We start from the raw sequence: 16,555 nt of genomic DNA, 5'->3' as shown, positions 1-16,555 counted from the left end.
CTCAAAAACGTAAGATGAATATCTTCTTTCCATTAAAAAATCAGTGGATGTCCACCCTGTGGGGCGGGGATATATACAGGCTCGTAGTCCCATACTTCCCTAATGGTATCAACCGACAAAGCATTGGATGGCGTGCCTTCACTGACGATTCGCCCTTGTTTTAACACAATTAATTGATCGCTATAGCGCGCGGCTTGGTTTAAGTCATGCAGTACCACTATTACAGTGTAGCCTTGTTGGTGAGCTAAGTTTTGGGCTAATTCAAGTACTCTGTGCTGCTGGGCAAGATCTAACGCCGATGTTGGTTCATCCAGTAATAGTACGGGCGGAAACGGCGATTGCCTGAGTTGAGTTAAGACTCTGGCGAGTTGGACTCGCTGTTTCTCGCCGCCAGAGAGGGTTGGATAGCTGCGCTTAGCCAGATGGGTTAAGCCCACTTGCGCCAGTTGCTCGGTAACTAACGCATCACCTTCTATCTTACTGATGGTTAAGGGATATAAGCCCATTGCTACGACTTCTGACACAGTGAAAGGAAAGGTGAGGCTGGCGTGTTGCGGCAGTACAGCTAAGGATTTTGCCAGCTCGCTCCTAGGCCAATCCGCCAGCTGGCTATGGCCTAGTCGTATACTTTGCCTTGGTGTGCTGATTTCTTGGCAAAGGGCTTTAAGCAGGGTGGATTTACCCGCACCATTTGGGCCGAGTAGGGCGGTTACCGCACCCGATTGAAACTGTACATTAATATCACTGAGCACGGTTTTTGGACCGATGCTGACATCGAGCTGACAAATGCTGAGCTGGGTGCGATCAAATTGCGCCTTGGCTGAATAAGTTGTCGATTGTGTTGGTTGATTTGCAAAGGATGTTGCAGCCATAAAAACTCGCTTAGATTAGCTTACTGCGTTGTTGCAGTAGTAAAAAGATGAAGAAAGGCGCACCGATGAGCGCGGTGACGAGTCCAACGGGTAACTCGGCAGGCGGTAAAAAAGCGCGCGCGCCGATATCGGCCAATGCCAATAGGGCTGCACCTAAAAGTGCGCTGATGGGCAGCAGTTGGCGATGATCTGGCCCTAACATCATGCGCACTAAATGCGGCACGACGAGGCCGATAAAGCCGATAATTCCTGTTGCAGCTACACTTACGCCAACCCCTAAGGCGCAAAGCAAAATAAGCCTAAGTTTGAGCCTATCGACATCTATCCCTAAGTGGCGTGCTTCGGATTCGCCAAGCAGCAAGGCATTGAGTGCCGCCGCATCTTGGTGAAATCGCCAACTCAGTAGCGCTAAGGTCACAAGACACAGACTGACATATAGCCACTGCGCACCTGCAATCGATCCCATTTGCCATAGGGTTAAGTCACGTAGCGCCATGTCGTTGGCAAGATATGTGAGAACACCTATTCCTGCGCCTGCCAGCGCAGCTATGGCAACACCCGATAAAAGTAATAATACGACCGATGTACCTGTTGGGCTGCTGGCGAGTCGGTAGACGATAAGGGTGGTCACTAATCCCGATGCAAACGCACTGATGGGGATCATCAATGGATTCGCGTTGGGTAGCAGCACGATACAGATGGCTGCGCCAAGTGCTGCGCCGGATGACACTCCGATAATACCGGGATCCGCTAAGGGATTGCGAAAAAGCCCCTGCATTACCGCGCCGCACTGTGCGAGCGTAGCGCCTACTGCTAACGCCAGTAATGTCCGCGGTAAGCGCACATTGTTGATTACCAGTTGCTCGTGGGGCGCAATATTGCCGATATTTTGCTGGGTAGCCCAATTGAACACTGCATTTAGGGCGTCGATAAAGCTGATGCTAACGGGGCCAGTGCTGACCGAGAGTAAGCCGCTTAGGGCTAACAGTGTGACTAGACTCGGCCAGAGCCAGCGGTTGAGGAACATCTCAAATATCCTTTCTATTTTTATCTGGGGTTAATTAGTGCTAACTGTACTCATCGCTGTGTTTGTTAATGGTTTTGCTTGAGCAATGTGCTGGCGAGCGTATCCGCGGCGCTTATGGCACTGATGCCTAAACCACCGAGAAGGGCTTGCGGTGCTAGTGTTTGAATATGGCCGTTTTCCCCTGCTGGGGTATGGGCGAGTAGTGGCATCTCTTTCAACAGTTCTTGGGCAATTTGTGCATTAGTTTGATCTGTGGGTTTATCGCTACGCTTTGACAGCAAAATAATGTCGGGCTGTAAGGATAGAATCCCTTCTTGAGACATGCTTTTGTAGCCATCAAACTCGGCGATATTTTGTGCCCCAGACAGCTCAATAATAGTATCTGCGGCTGTGCCTTTACCGCCAACACGTGCACCGCGGCCTTCTTGTAACAGCATGAAGAGAATTTTGGGCTGAGAGCCAGCATCGCGCACTTGTTGTTTTTTACCCGCTAAGCTTTGCAGTTGTTGATGTAAATCTTGTTTTAATTTAACCGCATGTTCTTGGCGATTGAGTAAGTGACCTAAGGTATCCACATTGTTCATCAGTTGTGGTTCATCATTTGTTGCGGGTAATTGCACAACTTGGATATTCGCCTGTTTTAATACCTTTAGTGTGGTTTCTGGTCCCATCACATCTGAACCGACAACCAGCGTTGGGGAGAGGGCAATAATGCCTTCGGCGGAGAGCATTCTGTGATAACCAAGCTTAGCCACATGGCTCAAACTTTCAGGCACATAGCTGGTGGAGTCGATGGCGACTAGCTCATTGCCTGCGTCGAGGGCGAGTATGAGCTCTGTGACTCCTGTACCCGCACTCACGAGTCTTATCTCTGGCTCGGCACTCAGTTCAGCGCTAAAAACGCTTGAGGATAGTAAGGCCGTAAGTGCTGATGTGAAAAAAATAAATTTTTTCAATGCTTTATATGTGCGTCTATGTTGATAACGTTGAGCAATGGAACCTTTGTTTACTGGTATTTTAGTTGCTTGAAACAACATGGTTAAACTCCTAATACAACTTGTTCGCGACAGGCTTAGATGCCGTTTTTTGATGTCAGACTTTTGCTTTCTCGTTTAAATGGCTGGTTCGGATACGCTAATGCTCCATCAAAATTTGGGTCTGACTGATGGACTGCGTCTGCAACAGTGCAAGCAGTTGCATCAAAGGTTCCACTGGCGCGGCTTTGTCGGCGGCAATGACAACCGTCGCCTTCGGCATAGTCTGAAAATGTGCAGTAAATTCAGTGGTAAAAGTGGCTAAGTCATCAAACTCTTTGCCATCAATAGCCCAATAAGGCGCTGTTGCCATGATATTGATGGCAATTGTTTGTTTGTTGTCGATTGCCGTGATGGCCGAGCTTGGGCTTTGTGGCACATCTACCGGCAAACTTAATAATTGGCTATTTGCCGTCAGCAGTAAAAACACCAGCACGATAAAAATAATGTCGATTAACGCGGTTAAATCTAGGCTCGGAAGTTGCTCAGGCGAAGCAATGCCAGCCTGCGATAAGAATGGTTTATCTGCACTTATCATGTCTGTGGCTCAATTTGAGAATGGGGCTTGGATGCCAATTTTTGCTCGACTCTGGTTTTACTGACTCGGGTGAATGCATGGTAATGATTGGCATCAATTGAAATATCTTCGATACCCGCTAACCAGAGATTGAGTTGATTGAGCACATGCCCAGCACGCAGGCATTGGCCTTGAGCCCAGATCCCAAAAAGATGGGCGGCGGTAATGGCGGGCACGGCGATCATGAGTCCGGCAGCTGTGGTGTTCATCGCAAGGCCCAGTCCAGCACTGAGTTGTGCTGGAGTGACGGGGCCTTGTGATTGCCCGAGTTGGGCAAACATTTCGATGAGTCCCAATACTGTGCCGAGCAAACCGAGTAGTGGACTAATGATGCCAATCACTTGTAAAACCTTGAGTCCGGCTTGCAAGTCGCGTTGTTGCTTATTGAGCCACAGACTGAGTAATTCTTCCCTTAGCACTTTTGGCTGGTGGACTTGTTTGAGTAGCAAGGTCGCGCCACGGGCGAGTAAATCTTGCTGTGCGCTGGTTTGCGCTAGCAGCGCGCTGACGTTTTCAGTGGTTGCCGCTGAGCTTGATTGACGCAATGCTTTTACCCAGGCCTGTTTTTTGGGCCAGATTGATAGCAAAGTTTGATGCAAAAACAAGGCGCTACGTTCAAGGCAGATCATCAAAGCTAAAAAAGCACATAACAACAAGGGCCAAGTCAGCACGCCAAGCTGAGTCTGTAGGGTTGAAAAATCAGTTACGGGCATTAAGCCTCTCCAATCTATTGAAAAAAGTAGTTTTATATGTAAGTTAGTAAAACAAAAATCAGGCTAGTTGTGCGGTGGCTAATTCCCTACGAGCTAACTCTCCACGGGCTAACTTTTCAGTGGCAACATTGGGCCTGTTAGTTGAGCGCGAAGCGAATAGGCACTCTGACCTTATAATGACTCGCTAGCCTTTGCGCTGGCGCCGCAAATTGCCAGTTTTCAACTGCATCTAACGCGGCTTGATCTAACAGACTGAACCCTGAGCTTTTTACTAACGTCAGTGCAAGTTGCTCACCAAGTTCGTTAAACATCACTTCTATGGTTGCGGTGCCTTCTAGCCCTTTTTTACGCGCTATCTTTGGATAAGTCGGTTGCGGTGGCGCTGCAGCGAACAGCGGTTTGGCTAATTCCACTATGTTAGTTTGGGCACTGTCAGCTGTTTCACTGGCCACATTTGGGGTCGCTTTTGCATCAACTTCGGCTGCGTTAGTGATTAAATCCATTTGTGCAGTTTTGGGTTCTGTTTGATGTTCAATTTGTTCGAGTCGCTTATGTGCTAAAACGCTTGGATTTAAAGCACTTGGTTCTAAAGCGTTCGTCGCTAAAGGGTCCGTATTCGGATGATTGTTAGCCGTGGGTTTTGTTGCTGAAGATTTTTTGGCGAGTTGGCTGTCAATTCGTTGATCAGCTTTAGTTTTCGGGATAACCGCCTTATTGACAGATTCTGCTGTTGATACTTTTTGCGCTGTACTGTTTTTTTGCACTGTACTGTTCACAGTGGCTACTTTGGCGTCTGTTTGCTTGATGGGCTCTGCACTCGTGTTGCTTGCAGCGCTAGTCGCGGTAGAAAAATTAAGGGTGACAGTATTCGCGCTGGGAGTGAGCGATGCTTGGTTTACGCTCGATGATTGGGCGCTTGGCTGCATAGTCATAGCGGGTTGGGAGGCGATAACACCCGTCTGGATGGCAACCGTTAACGCGCCAAAGGCAAGATATCGTTTTGGTGTCACAGCAACCTCTTTTTCCAATGAAAGCCATTTTCCTAATTAAGATATCTCAATATAAACAAGATCGCAAATGATAATGATTTGCATTTGATCTATTTTGTTGTCTCAGGTAGAGTGCCTGCAATAGCTCGAATGAGCGCTTTAAAAAGCAGCTAAACCGACGATTTATCCTACTTTATGGGTACTGATTGCCTTGGGCTCGATCTGGAAGAGGCTCAATCTCGAAAGAGCCAAATCTGGAACAGACTTAATCTCGAAAGGATTGGCGTCTGGAAAGAGAGTCTAGGCTCAGTAATAAATTGTACGGAAACAGCTGAATATCACTTGAGGATGAAGAGATGAAAAAAAAGCCGTTAGTGATCGCCATGGCGATAGCACTGAGTGGTACGGCCCTAAGTTTTACGTTAGCGGCAGAGGAAAGTGTTAAGCCTGTTGTTCAACAGGATGCGGATAAAAAACTGGTCACAACAGAGTTTGATGAAGTATTAGTGAGTGCAACACGCATCAGTGAAAAAGCCTCCGAAACCAGCCGTAGCGTGGCAGTGGTGGATGAAGAGCAACTTACGGTCGCCCAAGCATCATCAGTTGCCAATGCCCTTAAAAATGAGGCGAATATTACGTTGACCAATGGCCCAAGAGCTTCATCTCAAGGGGTTGAAATCCGTGGTTTAAGTGGCGATCGTGTGTTGCAAACAATTGACGGCGCAAGACAAAATACCAGCTCTGGTCACAGAGGTACCTACTTTATGGACCCTGAGTTGCTCAAATCCATCGAAGTGCTGCGCGGCCCTGCCAGTAGCTTGTGGGGCAGTGGTGCCCTCGGTGGTGTCGTAGCGCAGAATACTAAGTCGGCACAAGATTTTTTAGCGCCAGATGAGACCTTTGGTGGCTATTTCAAACAAGGTTATGAGACCAATGGCTCCCGCACTAAAACCAGTGGCGCTATCTATGGTCAACAAGACAGCATCGATTGGTTACTCAATGGTTCCTATTACGATTCAAACAATATAAAAACTGGTAATGACGAAACTCTAAACAACAGTGCATCCCAAGGCAGCAGTGGTTTAGCTAAATTCGGTTGGCAAGCCGACGAGGCATCACGGTTAGAGTTATCTGCAAGAGCCAGCAAAAACAATGAATTAGTACCGAGCAATCCTTCTGCTGCTGTGAGTAGTTCAGTGCCTTTGGTGCGCCGCAAGACTGACGATAAAAACCTCACCCTAAACTACAGTCTCAATCCTGCTAATAACCCGTATCTGGATACTAAGATGCAAGTGTATTGGAACAGTACCGACTACGATGAAGACCGTATTACGAAAGGTCAGCAAGACAGTACTGAGTTCCGCACTGTGGGGATTAACCTTAATAACAGTTCGCGTTTAGGCAATACTCTGTTGACCTACGGGGTCGATGGTTTTCGCGATACCATAGAAACGACGCGTGATGATTCGGGCCAAGTGGGCCAGCGTCCAGATAATATCGATGGCGAAACCACAGTATGGGGCGCTTTTACGCGGGCAGATATTGAGTTGACTAAGACGTTAAATCTTGATGCGGGTCTGCGTTATGACAGCTTTAAAAATGACAGCCATAATCTCAACTTATCCTCAGATGACAATGAGTTATCACCATCGCTTGGCTTGGTGTGGCAGACTCAGCCTTGGTTGACCTTAAGCGCACGTTACGATCAAGCCTTCCGCGCACCTACGGTAGAGGAAATGTTCTCCAGCGGCACCCATTATTGTATCCCGCCAATCCCCGGATTTTTACCCCAAGGTTTATGTAACACCTTCGCGGTGAATTCGGATCTAAAAGCAGAGACTGCGCGCAATAAAGAAATCAAAGCGGACTTACGTTTCAGTGAGTTAGCGGGTGATGATGAACTGGCGCTAACGTTTAACGTTTTCCGTAACGATGTGGACGATTTTATCGTGCAGCAAGTGTCTAATCCTTGGCGTGGCATTCCTGGATTCGAGCAAACGACCTCATGGAATAACGTTGAAGATGCACGTTTAACAGGTTTTGAAATTAGCGGTCGTTACCGTATTGGCCAAACTCGTTTAGCGATGAATTACGGCCAAACCCATGGCGAAGATCGTCAAACGGGCGATGATATAGAAAATATACCCGCCAATAAGTTCAATGTCGATTTATCCCAAGGCATTATGGAAGGCGACATGAAACTCGGTACTCGCGTCACTTATGTGGCGACTCAGTCGAATACGCCTGACGGCTTTAAAGTGGCGAAATACGACGATTACACCCTATGGGATGTGTATGTAGCGTGGGAGCCGACTATGGGCGCGATGGCGGGTGTGAGAGTGGATTTCGCAATCGAAAATATCGGTGATGAGAAGTATCAACAAGCGTGGCAAACCTTGTATCAACCGGGTCGTAATATGAAGTTATCGGCGCGCTATATGTTCTAAGCCACTCAATAGTCACTACCGCTGGAGACAGTAAAATGAAGATGACACTCGATACCGAGCTCAATGTCGCGCCAGATTTAAACTCTGAGCAACGTCAGCTAAGTGAGCAACAGGCGCAATTGCGACAACGATTTGAACAACAAGCTGATTTAATGCCAGCGCAGCTCGCCAGTGAATTAGGCATTGCCGAGCTCGAAGTGGTTGCAGCGCTGCCGCCCGAACAAGTGGTGTTTGTTCCGTTAACTCAGCTCGATACATTACTGCAAGCCTTACCCAAATGGGGAAAGTTAACCACTATTGTGATGTTATCTGGCAGCGTATTTGAATTTAAAGGAGATTTCCCCGAGGGAAAATACGCCCACGGTTATTACAACCTCTACAGCAAGGGGGACGGTTTGCATGGTCATCTCAAATTAGATGCCATGAGTGGTATCGCTTTGATCAGCAGACCTTTTAGAGGCAGCGAGAGCCATTCGATTAACTTTTTCGGCAGTGAAGGTGAGGTGGTGTTCAAAGTGTATTTAGGCCGTGATAAACAAAGAGCACTGTTTCCTGAGCAAGTTCGCCAATTTAAAGCGCTCGCGACAGCCTTTGCCTCGGTGCAATCACACCTCTGAATTGCAGCATTAACAAAAGTATTAAGGAAAACAGTAAATGAAGCCTGAAATTACCGAACAAGAACAGCGTTTAAGAGACAAACTCTTACCCGAAATCGAAGCCTTTAAACAGCAGCGCGAGACCTTGCAACTAGCCACCATTGGTACAGATGGCCAGCCGAATGCGAGCTATGCGCCCTTCGCACTGGCAGATGATGGTTTTTATATTTTGGTGAGTGACTTAGCCCGTCACGGTCATAATTTAAAGCACTCATCTAAGGTCTCTGTGATGTTAGTTGAAGACGAAACTGCGGCCAAATCGGTTTTTGCCCGCAAGCGTTTAACCTTCGATGCGATTGCCGAGGCAGTGCCCCGCGATACGCCCGACTTCAGCAAAGGTGTTGGTGTGTTATCGGCACGTTTTGGCGAAATGTCCGATAACCTTGCGGCGTTAACCGATTTTAACTTATATAAGCTCGCGCCTCATCAGGGTCTTTACGTCAAAGGTTTTGGCCAAGCATTTAGCCTGAGCGGCGCAGAGTTGTTAGATGTGGATTGGAAGCGCGATGGCCACCACGGCACGCCAAAAACGCCGGAAAACAAGCAAGTCGCTTAAGCCGCGTCAAGCTATTGTAATAAAACAAACCCGCACTCGCTGCGGGTTTGTTTTATGCTTTTCTTTTGAGTAAAACCACACAGCCCTTGAATTCCACTGCAAGAGGTAGCATCTCACTTATATGCTTTAAGTAATGCTGCGCGGTTAACGGCTGCAGATGATCCCATTCATGCTGATGTTATATTTGAATTGCCTTACCTACCTCAAGGATGCCACCCGTGACCGAGCCTACAGCTGAACTCGCCAAATCTTCCGAACCCATTAAAGCGGGGGCTGAGCCATTGCCCGAAAAGTTAATTCCAGTCACGTCTACAACAAGCGCTGATACATCAAAGGCTAAATGGACCTCGGCGCAGCAAAGATCGGTATTGCCTTGGATTATGGGTTTTCTTAAACCCTACAAACTGAAAGTTGTCGCGGCGATTATCTGCTTGATGATAGGGTCGCTCGCTTGGTTATCATTGGGCCAAGGTGTGCGCTTGATGGTCGATGAAGGCTTTGTAAGGGATAATGCGCAGCGGCTGAATGAAATCATACTGTTAGTGCTCGGAATTACCGCCGTCAGTGGCACAGCTGTGTTTTGCCGCTTCTACTTGATGACTTGGCTTGGCGAGCGGGTCAGCGCCGATATTCGTCTAACGGTTTACAATCAACTGCTTAAACTCTCTCCCGCCTTTTACGCTAAGGTGCGCACTGGTGAAGTGATCTCCCGTTTTACCGCCGATTCTACTTTGCTACAAACTGTGGTGGGTTCGAGTCTGTCCATGGCGCTGCGCTCTAGCGTAACTGTGCTTGGTGGTTTAGTCATGATGGGTATCACTAGCGTTAAGATGACATTGCTGGTGTTGTTGGCTGTGCCCTTAGTGTTAGGGCCGGTGATCTTTTTCGGCCGTAAAGTCCGTACGCTGGCGCGAGAAAGCCAAGATAGGGTTGCCGATCTCGGCGCTTATGTTGATGAAACGCTTCATGAAATCCATACGGTGCAAGCCTATGGGCATGAAGATAAAGACCGTAGCTTGTTCAATCGCCGCGTCGAAGATGTCATGTCTGCGGCCAGTGGCCGGATCCGTTACCGTGCCTTGCTGATCTCAACTGTGATGTTTTTAAGTATCGCCGCGATTGCTATGGTGACTTGGGTTGGTGCCCACGATGTGATGGTGGGTAAGATGACGGGCGGTGAGTTATCTGCCTTTATGTTTTACGCTGTGATGGTCGCGGGCGCAGTGGCGACGATTAGCGAAGTGATAGGCGAAATTCAGCGGGCTTCTGGCGCCGCCGAACGTTTAATCGAACTGGCTGAAACACAAGTGGATATTCCCGTTGCAACTCATCCTGTGACTTTGCCCGCCAAGGTCAGTGGCGAGTTAATGATTGAAGGACTCAATTTTGCCTATCCAGAGCATGATGCCTTAGTGCTAAAAAAGCTCAATATGGCTATTGCCGCGGGTGAGCGGGTTGCCTTAGTCGGGCCAAGTGGCGCGGGTAAAAGTACCTTGTTCCAGTTATTGCAACGCTTTTATGCGCCTAGCGCTGGCAGTATTCGACTGGAAGGTATTGATATTGCCAATCTTCTGCCACAGGAGTTGCGGTCGCAGTTTGCTCTAGTGCCGCAGGACTCGGTGATTTTTGCGACTAGCGTACTTGAAAACGTGCGTTATGGTCGAGTCGATGCCACCGAGCAAGAAGTGATAGATGCCTGTATTGCGGCCCGTGCCCACGAGTTTATTAGCGAGTTTACTGAAGGTTATCAAACCTATTTAGGTGAGCGTGGTGTGCGGCTTTCTGGTGGACAAAAGCAACGTATTGCCATTGCGCGGGCTATTTTAGCCGACAGACCGATATTGTTACTCGATGAAGCAACCAGCGCCTTAGATGCGGTAAGCGAGCAGAAAGTGAAGCAAGCGTTGGACGTATTGATGGCGGGTAAAACCACCTTGATTATTGCCCATCGCTTATCGACGGTAATCAATGCCGATAGGATTTTTGTATTTGATAAGGGTGAGGTTGTCGCCTGCGGTCGCCATCAAGAGTTAATGCAATCTAATGCGTTATATCGTGAATTTGCCAGTCTGCAATTGTTAACCGAAGAGGCCAATGCCAGCACCTTGAATGAGACCATTTAGGTAAAATAAAACCCAGTTGCTAGCTGAAACGCTCAGGCTAGCTTACTGGGTCTTTTATTGTGTTTTTGTTTCTTAGCTTTGCCTTTAAATGCGGTTTTTAAGCTTTATCTTTTAGCTCGCGGCGCAGAATTTTGCCGACGGTACTTTTAGGTAATTGCGCCATAAATTCAATGACTTTTGGTAATTTATAGGCGGTTAACTGCTCGCGGCAATAGGTTAGAATAGCCTCTTTAGCCTGTTGATGATCTTGGCTATCATCCTTGAGCACGATAAAGGCTTTAACCGCTTCGCCCGAGTGTTCATCTTTTACTCCCACCACGGCGCATTCGATCACATTAGGGTGGCTCGCTAGGACGTTTTCCACTTCGTTGGGATAGACATTAAAACCTGAGACTATGATCATATCTTTTTTACGATCAACTATTTGGTGGAAACCTTCCGCTGTTGCTATGGCAATATCGCCGGTTTTAAAGAAACCCTCTTGAGTCATAGCATTAGCGGTTTCCTGCGGATTATTCCAATATCCCCGCATGACTTGTGGGCCGCGTGCGGCTAATTCTCCGGCCGTACCTAATGGCACTTCAATGTCGTTTTCATCTAAGAGTTTAACCTCAGTGCCAATCACAGGTTTACCAATAGTGCCTAGTTTTTGATAACCGGGTGCATTGAGTGAAATCACCGGCGAAGTTTCAGATAGCCCATAACCTTCGCTGATCATATTGCCTGTCGTCTGTTGCCAAATGTTGGCCGCCGCTGCCGTCAGTGCTGTGCCGCCCGAGATGGTGATTTTTAAATGGCTAAAGTCGAGTGCTTTAAACTCGGGTTGATGGCATAGGGCGACAAACAGAGTATTGAGTCCTGCAAATCCAGTGAAGGGATATTTGGCAAGCGTCTTAATTAAGCCGCTAATATCCCGTGGATTTGGAATTAATACCGAGCAGCCGCCACACTCGAAATACAGCACTAAGTTCACCATAAACGCATAAATATGGTAAATCGGTAGCGGTGCAACGAAGATATCTTCCCCTTCGGTGATCACGCTCGCGATGCGGGATTTTACCTGCGCCGCATTAGCGAGCATATTGCCGTGGGTTAACATGGCACCTTTAGATAATCCAGTGGTGCCGCCCGTATATTGCAACGCCGAGAGGTCGTCGAGATTTGAGATAAATCGGCTAAAGGGGAGTTCTGCGCCTTGTTTTAAAATTTGGCAAAACTCCACATTCTTCAGGCCTGTCTTAGGCTGTACGTGCGGATCGATCAAATCTAAAGGGTGGGTTGAAATGACGTATTCTATTTTGGTGCTGTCGATGACTTTGGCTAAGGTCGGTAATAGATCGGATAACACCACGATCGCTTTGGCACCAGAATCATTGAACTGATGGATGAGCTCACGCTCGGTATATAGGGGATTAGTGTTAACTAAGATAAGCCCAGCCCTGATTGCGCCGTAGGCCGCGATGACAAATTGGGTGATATTAGGTAATTGAATGGCGATGCGATCGCCCGGTTTGAGTGTGGTCTTATTTTGTAAATAGGCGGCAAAGTAACGAGAATCGCGTTCTATCTCGTTAAAACTGCTGGTTTTACCGAGACAGGCATAGGCGGGTTTATCACCGTAACGCAGGCTGGTTTTCTCGATCAGATCGACCAGTGATGAGTAGTTTAGTTTGAGTTGAGAGTCTTGATCGTATGCCATGCTGAACTACCTCAAAGATGATGTTTAGTTGTTATTATTTTGGAGTTAAACAGGTGTTTAGATTAGAGGGTGTTAGCACTAGAGGTCAATGCTTATCGCGAAAAACATCTTTATGCCAATAACGGTATCTTTATGTAACAAATAGTATTTTTACTCTAAAGCTGAGTGCTTAACTATAGCTTAGTTATCTTAGAAGCTTAGTTATCTAATGAACCACAAAACCTAAATAAGAGTTGAAGGAAAGATAATTTAAAATTTGTAACCGTTATGTTTCTAAGGATTAAGATTAAATGTGCTCAATTTGCTTTGTCTATGCGCCGTTTAACGGAGAAATTTTCAGCTTTGTAGGCGTTTAAGGTTTAATTCCGATGTATGAGACGTTAAAGATCTGGTTGTCTTTGGGGATGAATATCTGCCTTTAACCGGCGCTTGAGTTGATTCCTCAAGCGCCGATTGGCTAGTTAATTTGATGATGACCAATGTTACGGTAACTCATATTAAGTGCTAAAAGCCCAGTGCTAAGGACTGAAGAATCCGGTTTCTTGGCTCACTTGTTGTGTTGGCTGTTTAACATCCGTCACCGAGAATTGGATAATTTTGCGCCCCGAGGGGATGGCATCCTTATCGGCTAATACTGTGACGGGATAGTCCACTTGTTCACCCGCTGCCAAGGTAATAATAGGATCGGCAATCAAGCTAAAGGGCATTTCACTGTCGACGGCGAGTTGATACTGCTTAGTATCTTGTGTCTTGTTGCGGATCTTCAACTGATAGGTATTTTCAACTTTATTATCCGAGGTTTCACGGTACAAGCTTTGACGATCACGGATCACGTTAAGCTGGATCTCGCTGCGGCTATTTAAGTCTAACCCTATGACGATAAACATGATAATGACCGCTGCACCGTAGCCTAAGAAACGCGGCGAGCGCCAATAGGAGTAATTCACTCCCTTAAGATCATTTTCACTCATATAGCCGATAAGATTCTGCTTGTAATCGAACTTCAACATAGTCTCATTACAGGCATCGACACAGGCGCCGCAGTTGATGCACTCATATTGCAAGCCGTTACGAATATCTATCCCTGTCGGGCAAACTTCGACACACAAATTACAGTCAACACAGTCACCTAAAGTATGGTTATCTTGATTGTTCTCTTGTTTACGTTTGCGAGGGCCACGGGCTTCACCGCGCTGTGCATCATAGGTCACGGTTTTAGTGTTGGCATCGAACATCACAGCTTGGAAACGTGAATAGGGGCAGCAATGTAAGCACATTTGCTCGCGCATCCAGCCCGCATTGAGATAAGTACAAATGGCGAAAAACCACACCCAGCTTGTCACCCAGAAGCTGGCATTACCCGTCAAGATGTCCACATAAAGTTCGCGGGCGGGAATAAAATAACCGATAAAACCACAGCCAGTGAGCAGAGCTGTTAGACCCCAAAGTAAGTGTTTTGCACTTCTTTTACCGATTTTACTGCTAGACCAAGGGGCTTTGTCGAGCTGCTTACGTTTATTACTGCTGCCTTCGATGCGCGTTTCTATCCACACATAGATAAAGGTCCACGCCGTTTGTGGGCAAAGGTAACCGCACCAAACACGGCCCCAAAATACGGTAATGAAAAACAGACCGAAGGCGGCGGCGATAAAAATCCATGCCAGCAAGGTAAAGTCCTGTGGCCAGAGCGTGATACCAAAGAAAAAAAACTGTTGTTGGCTGATATCTAACAGTATTGCTTGGCGGCCATCAATAGAGATAAACGGCAAGGCGAAAAACATCACGATCAATAGGCTATTCATCATGGTTCGCAGGCGCTGAAAATCACCTTTTTGCTCACGGAAATGGATATTGCCAGAGGGGAGACGACTCTTTGCTGCGGTTTCAGTAGAGAGGTTTTTAACCGGAATGTGTAGCTCTACTGAGGCAGGTTTCGCGCCCACACTCTTATTTACACTTGGAGAATTTGGGGTAACTTCGCTCTTGGGCATAAAGGGTCCTAACGGCTTAAATAAGATTCGCCTCCCTATAGCAAGCGCTAGGCCAAGTTTTGAATGATTCAACCTTATGATATATATGGTTATTTTGTGATTAAAGCCAGATAAAGATCACGATATATCACACATTGGCGATATATCGCGTTTTTAGTGTGCTCGTTTTGAATTAGATTTCACTCGATTGACGCTGGATCCCCAGTTTTTTCATTCGCGATCTCAGTGTACTTGCGGGCACACCGAGGACATTCGCTGCGCCGAGTGGGCCGGATATGCGCCAGTTTAAGCGCTTAAGGGTTTGTTCTATATGCAGCGCTTCCGCTTCCGCTAAGGTTTGCCCTTGGGTTTGAGCTAAGGGATTATTGCTCGGCATAGCGTGGATCTGCAGAATATCTCCTTGGGATAGAATGGCTTCGCGTTCGAGGATATTTTGCAGTTCGCGCACATTGCCGGGCCAAGTATAAGCCATGAGTTTTTGTAGCCCTTTTTGGCTCACTCCACGAATTTTTTTACCTAGTTTACGATTCAAGTTGTGCAGAATATGGCTGACGAGTTCGGGAATATCTTCGATTCTTGCGCGCAGTGGTGGTACTTGAATAGGGAATACATTCAAACGGTAATAGAGATCCATCCTAAATAATCCCTGTTCGACTCGCTTGAGTAAATCGTGGTGACTGGCGGCGACTAAGCGAATATCCACTTGAATGGTTTCGCTGCCACCGAGACGTTCAAAGGATTGTTCTTGGATGACTCGCAGTAGTTTTGATTGGGCTTCTAAACTGAGTTCAGCGACTTCGTCGAGGAACAGTGTGCCTTGATGAGCAAGTTCGAAGCGACCTTTACGGCGGCTTGTGGCGCCAGTAAATGCCCCCTTCTCGTGACCAAAGAGTTCACTTTCTAGTAAAGATGCCGAAAACGCGGCACAGTTGACACTGATCATGGGTTTATCTTTGCGGCGACTGAGCTGATGTAAGTTACGGGCAACGAGTTCTTTTCCTGTGCCATTTTCACCACAAATGAGCACAGTACTGTCGGTATTGGCCACCATGTGCAATTGCTGGATCATATGGCGGATCACTGTACTGGCACCCGAAATATCCACATCACCCGTTTTGTCTGCCAACTCTGCCTGTAGATAATGATTTTCAGAGGCGAGTCGCTCCGAGAGCGCTTGTACTTGGGCTAGGGCTTGGCGTAATGACTGCTCTGTTTGTTTTTGAATACTAATATCGCGAAATATCGCGACTACGCCAATCAGTTGATTGTCACGGTAAACAGGGGTGGAACTGTAATGAACGGGGAAGCTACTGCCATCTTTACGCCAAAATACATCGTGAGTGATTTCTCGGGTGATCCCATCCTTTAAGGTGTTGTAAATTGGACAATCCTCTTGGGGATAATGACTGCCATCTGCATGGCTGTGATGATGACAGTTATGGATGTTTTTACCGAGTAGCTCTTCATTCTTCCAACCCGTCATGCGTTCGGCTGCCGGATTGATAAACACCGCATTACCGCTTAAATCAAATCCATAAATACCTTCGCCGACAGCGTTGAGCAGTAACTGGTTTTCCGGTAAGAAATGCTTATCTATCGATTTTTCATTATTGACTGAAATCTTATTGGTCATCTGTCTTACTCTGGTTTTGGCGGTATTTTCTGAGTATACCTTAAGTACTGTGACGCGATATATCGTGTTTTTGATTATGCCCTTTAAGCATTTTTTCTTTGGTGATTTTTCTGCTCACACTTTTTGCCGTTCGAGTACATTTTACTTGGTTCCATACTCTAAAAAATATTTTCATCTAAGAAATTGATATAAAAGATAAATGACTAATATTCATTCAAAAGTCTGATTTAACATTGGA

At 46.9% G+C, this 16,555-nt stretch carries 13 protein-coding genes; 4 read left to right on the top strand and 9 right to left on the bottom strand.

Annotated elements, in window-relative coordinates; translation table 11 throughout:
- Nucleotides 1-32: 32 nt before the first annotated feature.
- The 6 genes from KO537_RS17690 to KO537_RS17665 all read right to left on the bottom strand — a co-directional run bounded on the left by KO537_RS17690 (nt 33) and on the right by KO537_RS17665 (nt 5,233).
- Complete coding sequence (locus KO537_RS17690; protein WP_219235178.1) at nt 33-872, bottom strand: heme ABC transporter ATP-binding protein; 840 nt, start codon at nt 870-872, stop codon at nt 33-35.
- A 10-nt stretch (nt 873-882) separates the two neighbouring features.
- Nucleotides 883-1,899 (bottom strand): iron ABC transporter permease, encoded by a 1,017-nt coding sequence (locus KO537_RS17685; RefSeq protein WP_219235177.1) that lies wholly within the window; start codon nt 1,897-1,899, stop codon nt 883-885.
- A gap of 65 nt (nt 1,900-1,964) precedes the next feature.
- The gene (locus KO537_RS17680) at nt 1,965-2,936 is read right to left on the bottom strand and encodes a hemin ABC transporter substrate-binding protein (RefSeq protein WP_173246411.1); all 972 of its coding nucleotides are present in this window, start codon (nt 2,934-2,936) and stop codon (nt 1,965-1,967) included.
- Nucleotides 2,937-3,033: 97 nt separating this feature from the next.
- Nucleotides 3,034-3,471 (bottom strand): biopolymer transporter ExbD, encoded by a 438-nt coding sequence (locus KO537_RS17675; protein ID WP_028761550.1) that lies wholly within the window; start codon nt 3,469-3,471, stop codon nt 3,034-3,036.
- Nucleotides 3,468-4,223, bottom strand: coding sequence for a MotA/TolQ/ExbB proton channel family protein (locus tag KO537_RS17670; protein ID WP_173246408.1), 756 nt, complete (start codon nt 4,221-4,223; stop codon nt 3,468-3,470). Before KO537_RS17670 ends, KO537_RS17675 begins: the two co-directional genes overlap by 4 nt.
- Nucleotides 4,224-4,360: 137 nt before the next feature.
- Nucleotides 4,361-5,233: an energy transducer TonB gene (locus KO537_RS17665; protein WP_173246405.1), complete on the bottom strand. Its 873-nt coding sequence runs from the start codon at nt 5,231-5,233 to the stop codon at nt 4,361-4,363.
- A 335-nt stretch (nt 5,234-5,568) separates the two neighbouring features.
- On the opposite strand from KO537_RS17665, the gene KO537_RS17660 reads away from it, so the two are divergent.
- The 4 genes from KO537_RS17660 (at nt 5,569) to KO537_RS17645 (ending at nt 10,994) form a co-directional block, all read left to right on the top strand.
- Entirely contained in the window at nt 5,569-7,659 is a 2,091-nt protein-coding gene (locus KO537_RS17660) for a TonB-dependent hemoglobin/transferrin/lactoferrin family receptor (protein ID WP_173246402.1), read from the top strand.
- 41 nt (nt 7,660-7,700) lie between these two features.
- On the top strand, nt 7,701-8,276 hold the full coding sequence (hutX, locus tag KO537_RS17655) for a heme utilization cystosolic carrier protein HutX (protein ID WP_173248680.1): 576 nt from the start codon (nt 7,701-7,703) through the stop codon (nt 8,274-8,276).
- Between the two features lie 37 nt (nt 8,277-8,313).
- Nucleotides 8,314-8,871, top strand: coding sequence for a heme utilization protein HutZ (hutZ, locus tag KO537_RS17650; protein ID WP_173246400.1), 558 nt, complete (start codon nt 8,314-8,316; stop codon nt 8,869-8,871).
- A 218-nt stretch (nt 8,872-9,089) separates the two neighbouring features.
- Complete coding sequence (locus tag KO537_RS17645) at nt 9,090-10,994, top strand: ABC transporter transmembrane domain-containing protein (RefSeq protein ID WP_173246397.1); 1,905 nt, start codon at nt 9,090-9,092, stop codon at nt 10,992-10,994.
- A 97-nt stretch (nt 10,995-11,091) separates the two neighbouring features.
- Here KO537_RS17645 and KO537_RS17640 read toward each other — a convergent pair whose 3' ends face one another.
- The 3 genes from KO537_RS17640 to KO537_RS17630 all read right to left on the bottom strand — a co-directional run bounded on the left by KO537_RS17640 (nt 11,092) and on the right by KO537_RS17630 (nt 16,317).
- Nucleotides 11,092-12,693, bottom strand: a complete 1,602-nt coding sequence (locus tag KO537_RS17640) for an AMP-binding protein (protein WP_219235175.1) — start codon at nt 12,691-12,693, stop codon at nt 11,092-11,094.
- A 518-nt stretch (nt 12,694-13,211) separates the two neighbouring features.
- Entirely contained in the window at nt 13,212-14,684 is a 1,473-nt protein-coding gene (ccoG, locus tag KO537_RS17635; protein ID WP_173246391.1) for a cytochrome c oxidase accessory protein CcoG, read from the bottom strand.
- 172 nt (nt 14,685-14,856) lie between these two features.
- Complete coding sequence (locus tag KO537_RS17630; RefSeq protein WP_105250005.1) at nt 14,857-16,317, bottom strand: sigma 54-interacting transcriptional regulator; 1,461 nt, start codon at nt 16,315-16,317, stop codon at nt 14,857-14,859.
- Nucleotides 16,318-16,555 lie beyond the last annotated feature (238 nt).

Origin of the sequence: Shewanella sp. NKUCC01_JLK, from assembly GCF_019345615.1 — a bacterium.
Taxonomy (GTDB): Bacteria; Pseudomonadota; Gammaproteobacteria; order Enterobacterales; family Shewanellaceae; genus Shewanella; species Shewanella oncorhynchi.
The sequence above is the reverse complement of the archived record's forward strand: the minus strand, read 5'-3'. Positions and strand labels throughout refer to the sequence as shown.

Coding starts and splice junctions, on each gene's coding strand:
- KO537_RS17690 (WP_219235178.1), bottom strand. CDS start 872: ATGGCTGCAACATCCTTTGCAAATCAACCAACACAATCGACAACTTAT.
- KO537_RS17685 (WP_219235177.1), bottom strand. CDS start 1,899: ATGTTCCTCAACCGCTGGCTCTGGCCGAGTCTAGTCACACTGTTAGCC.
- KO537_RS17680 (WP_173246411.1), bottom strand. CDS start 2,936: ATGTTGTTTCAAGCAACTAAAATACCAGTAAACAAAGGTTCCATTGCT.
- KO537_RS17675 (WP_028761550.1), bottom strand. CDS start 3,471: ATGATAAGTGCAGATAAACCATTCTTATCGCAGGCTGGCATTGCTTCG.
- KO537_RS17670 (WP_173246408.1), bottom strand. CDS start 4,223: ATGCCCGTAACTGATTTTTCAACCCTACAGACTCAGCTTGGCGTGCTG.
- KO537_RS17660 (WP_173246402.1), top strand. CDS start 5,569: ATGAAAAAAAAGCCGTTAGTGATCGCCATGGCGATAGCACTGAGTGGT.
- hutX (WP_173248680.1), top strand. CDS start 7,701: ATGACACTCGATACCGAGCTCAATGTCGCGCCAGATTTAAACTCTGAG.
- hutZ (WP_173246400.1), top strand. CDS start 8,314: ATGAAGCCTGAAATTACCGAACAAGAACAGCGTTTAAGAGACAAACTC.
- KO537_RS17640 (WP_219235175.1), bottom strand. CDS start 12,693: ATGGCATACGATCAAGACTCTCAACTCAAACTAAACTACTCATCACTG.
- ccoG (WP_173246391.1), bottom strand. CDS start 14,684: ATGCCCAAGAGCGAAGTTACCCCAAATTCTCCAAGTGTAAATAAGAGT.
- KO537_RS17630 (WP_105250005.1), bottom strand. CDS start 16,317: ATGACCAATAAGATTTCAGTCAATAATGAAAAATCGATAGATAAGCAT.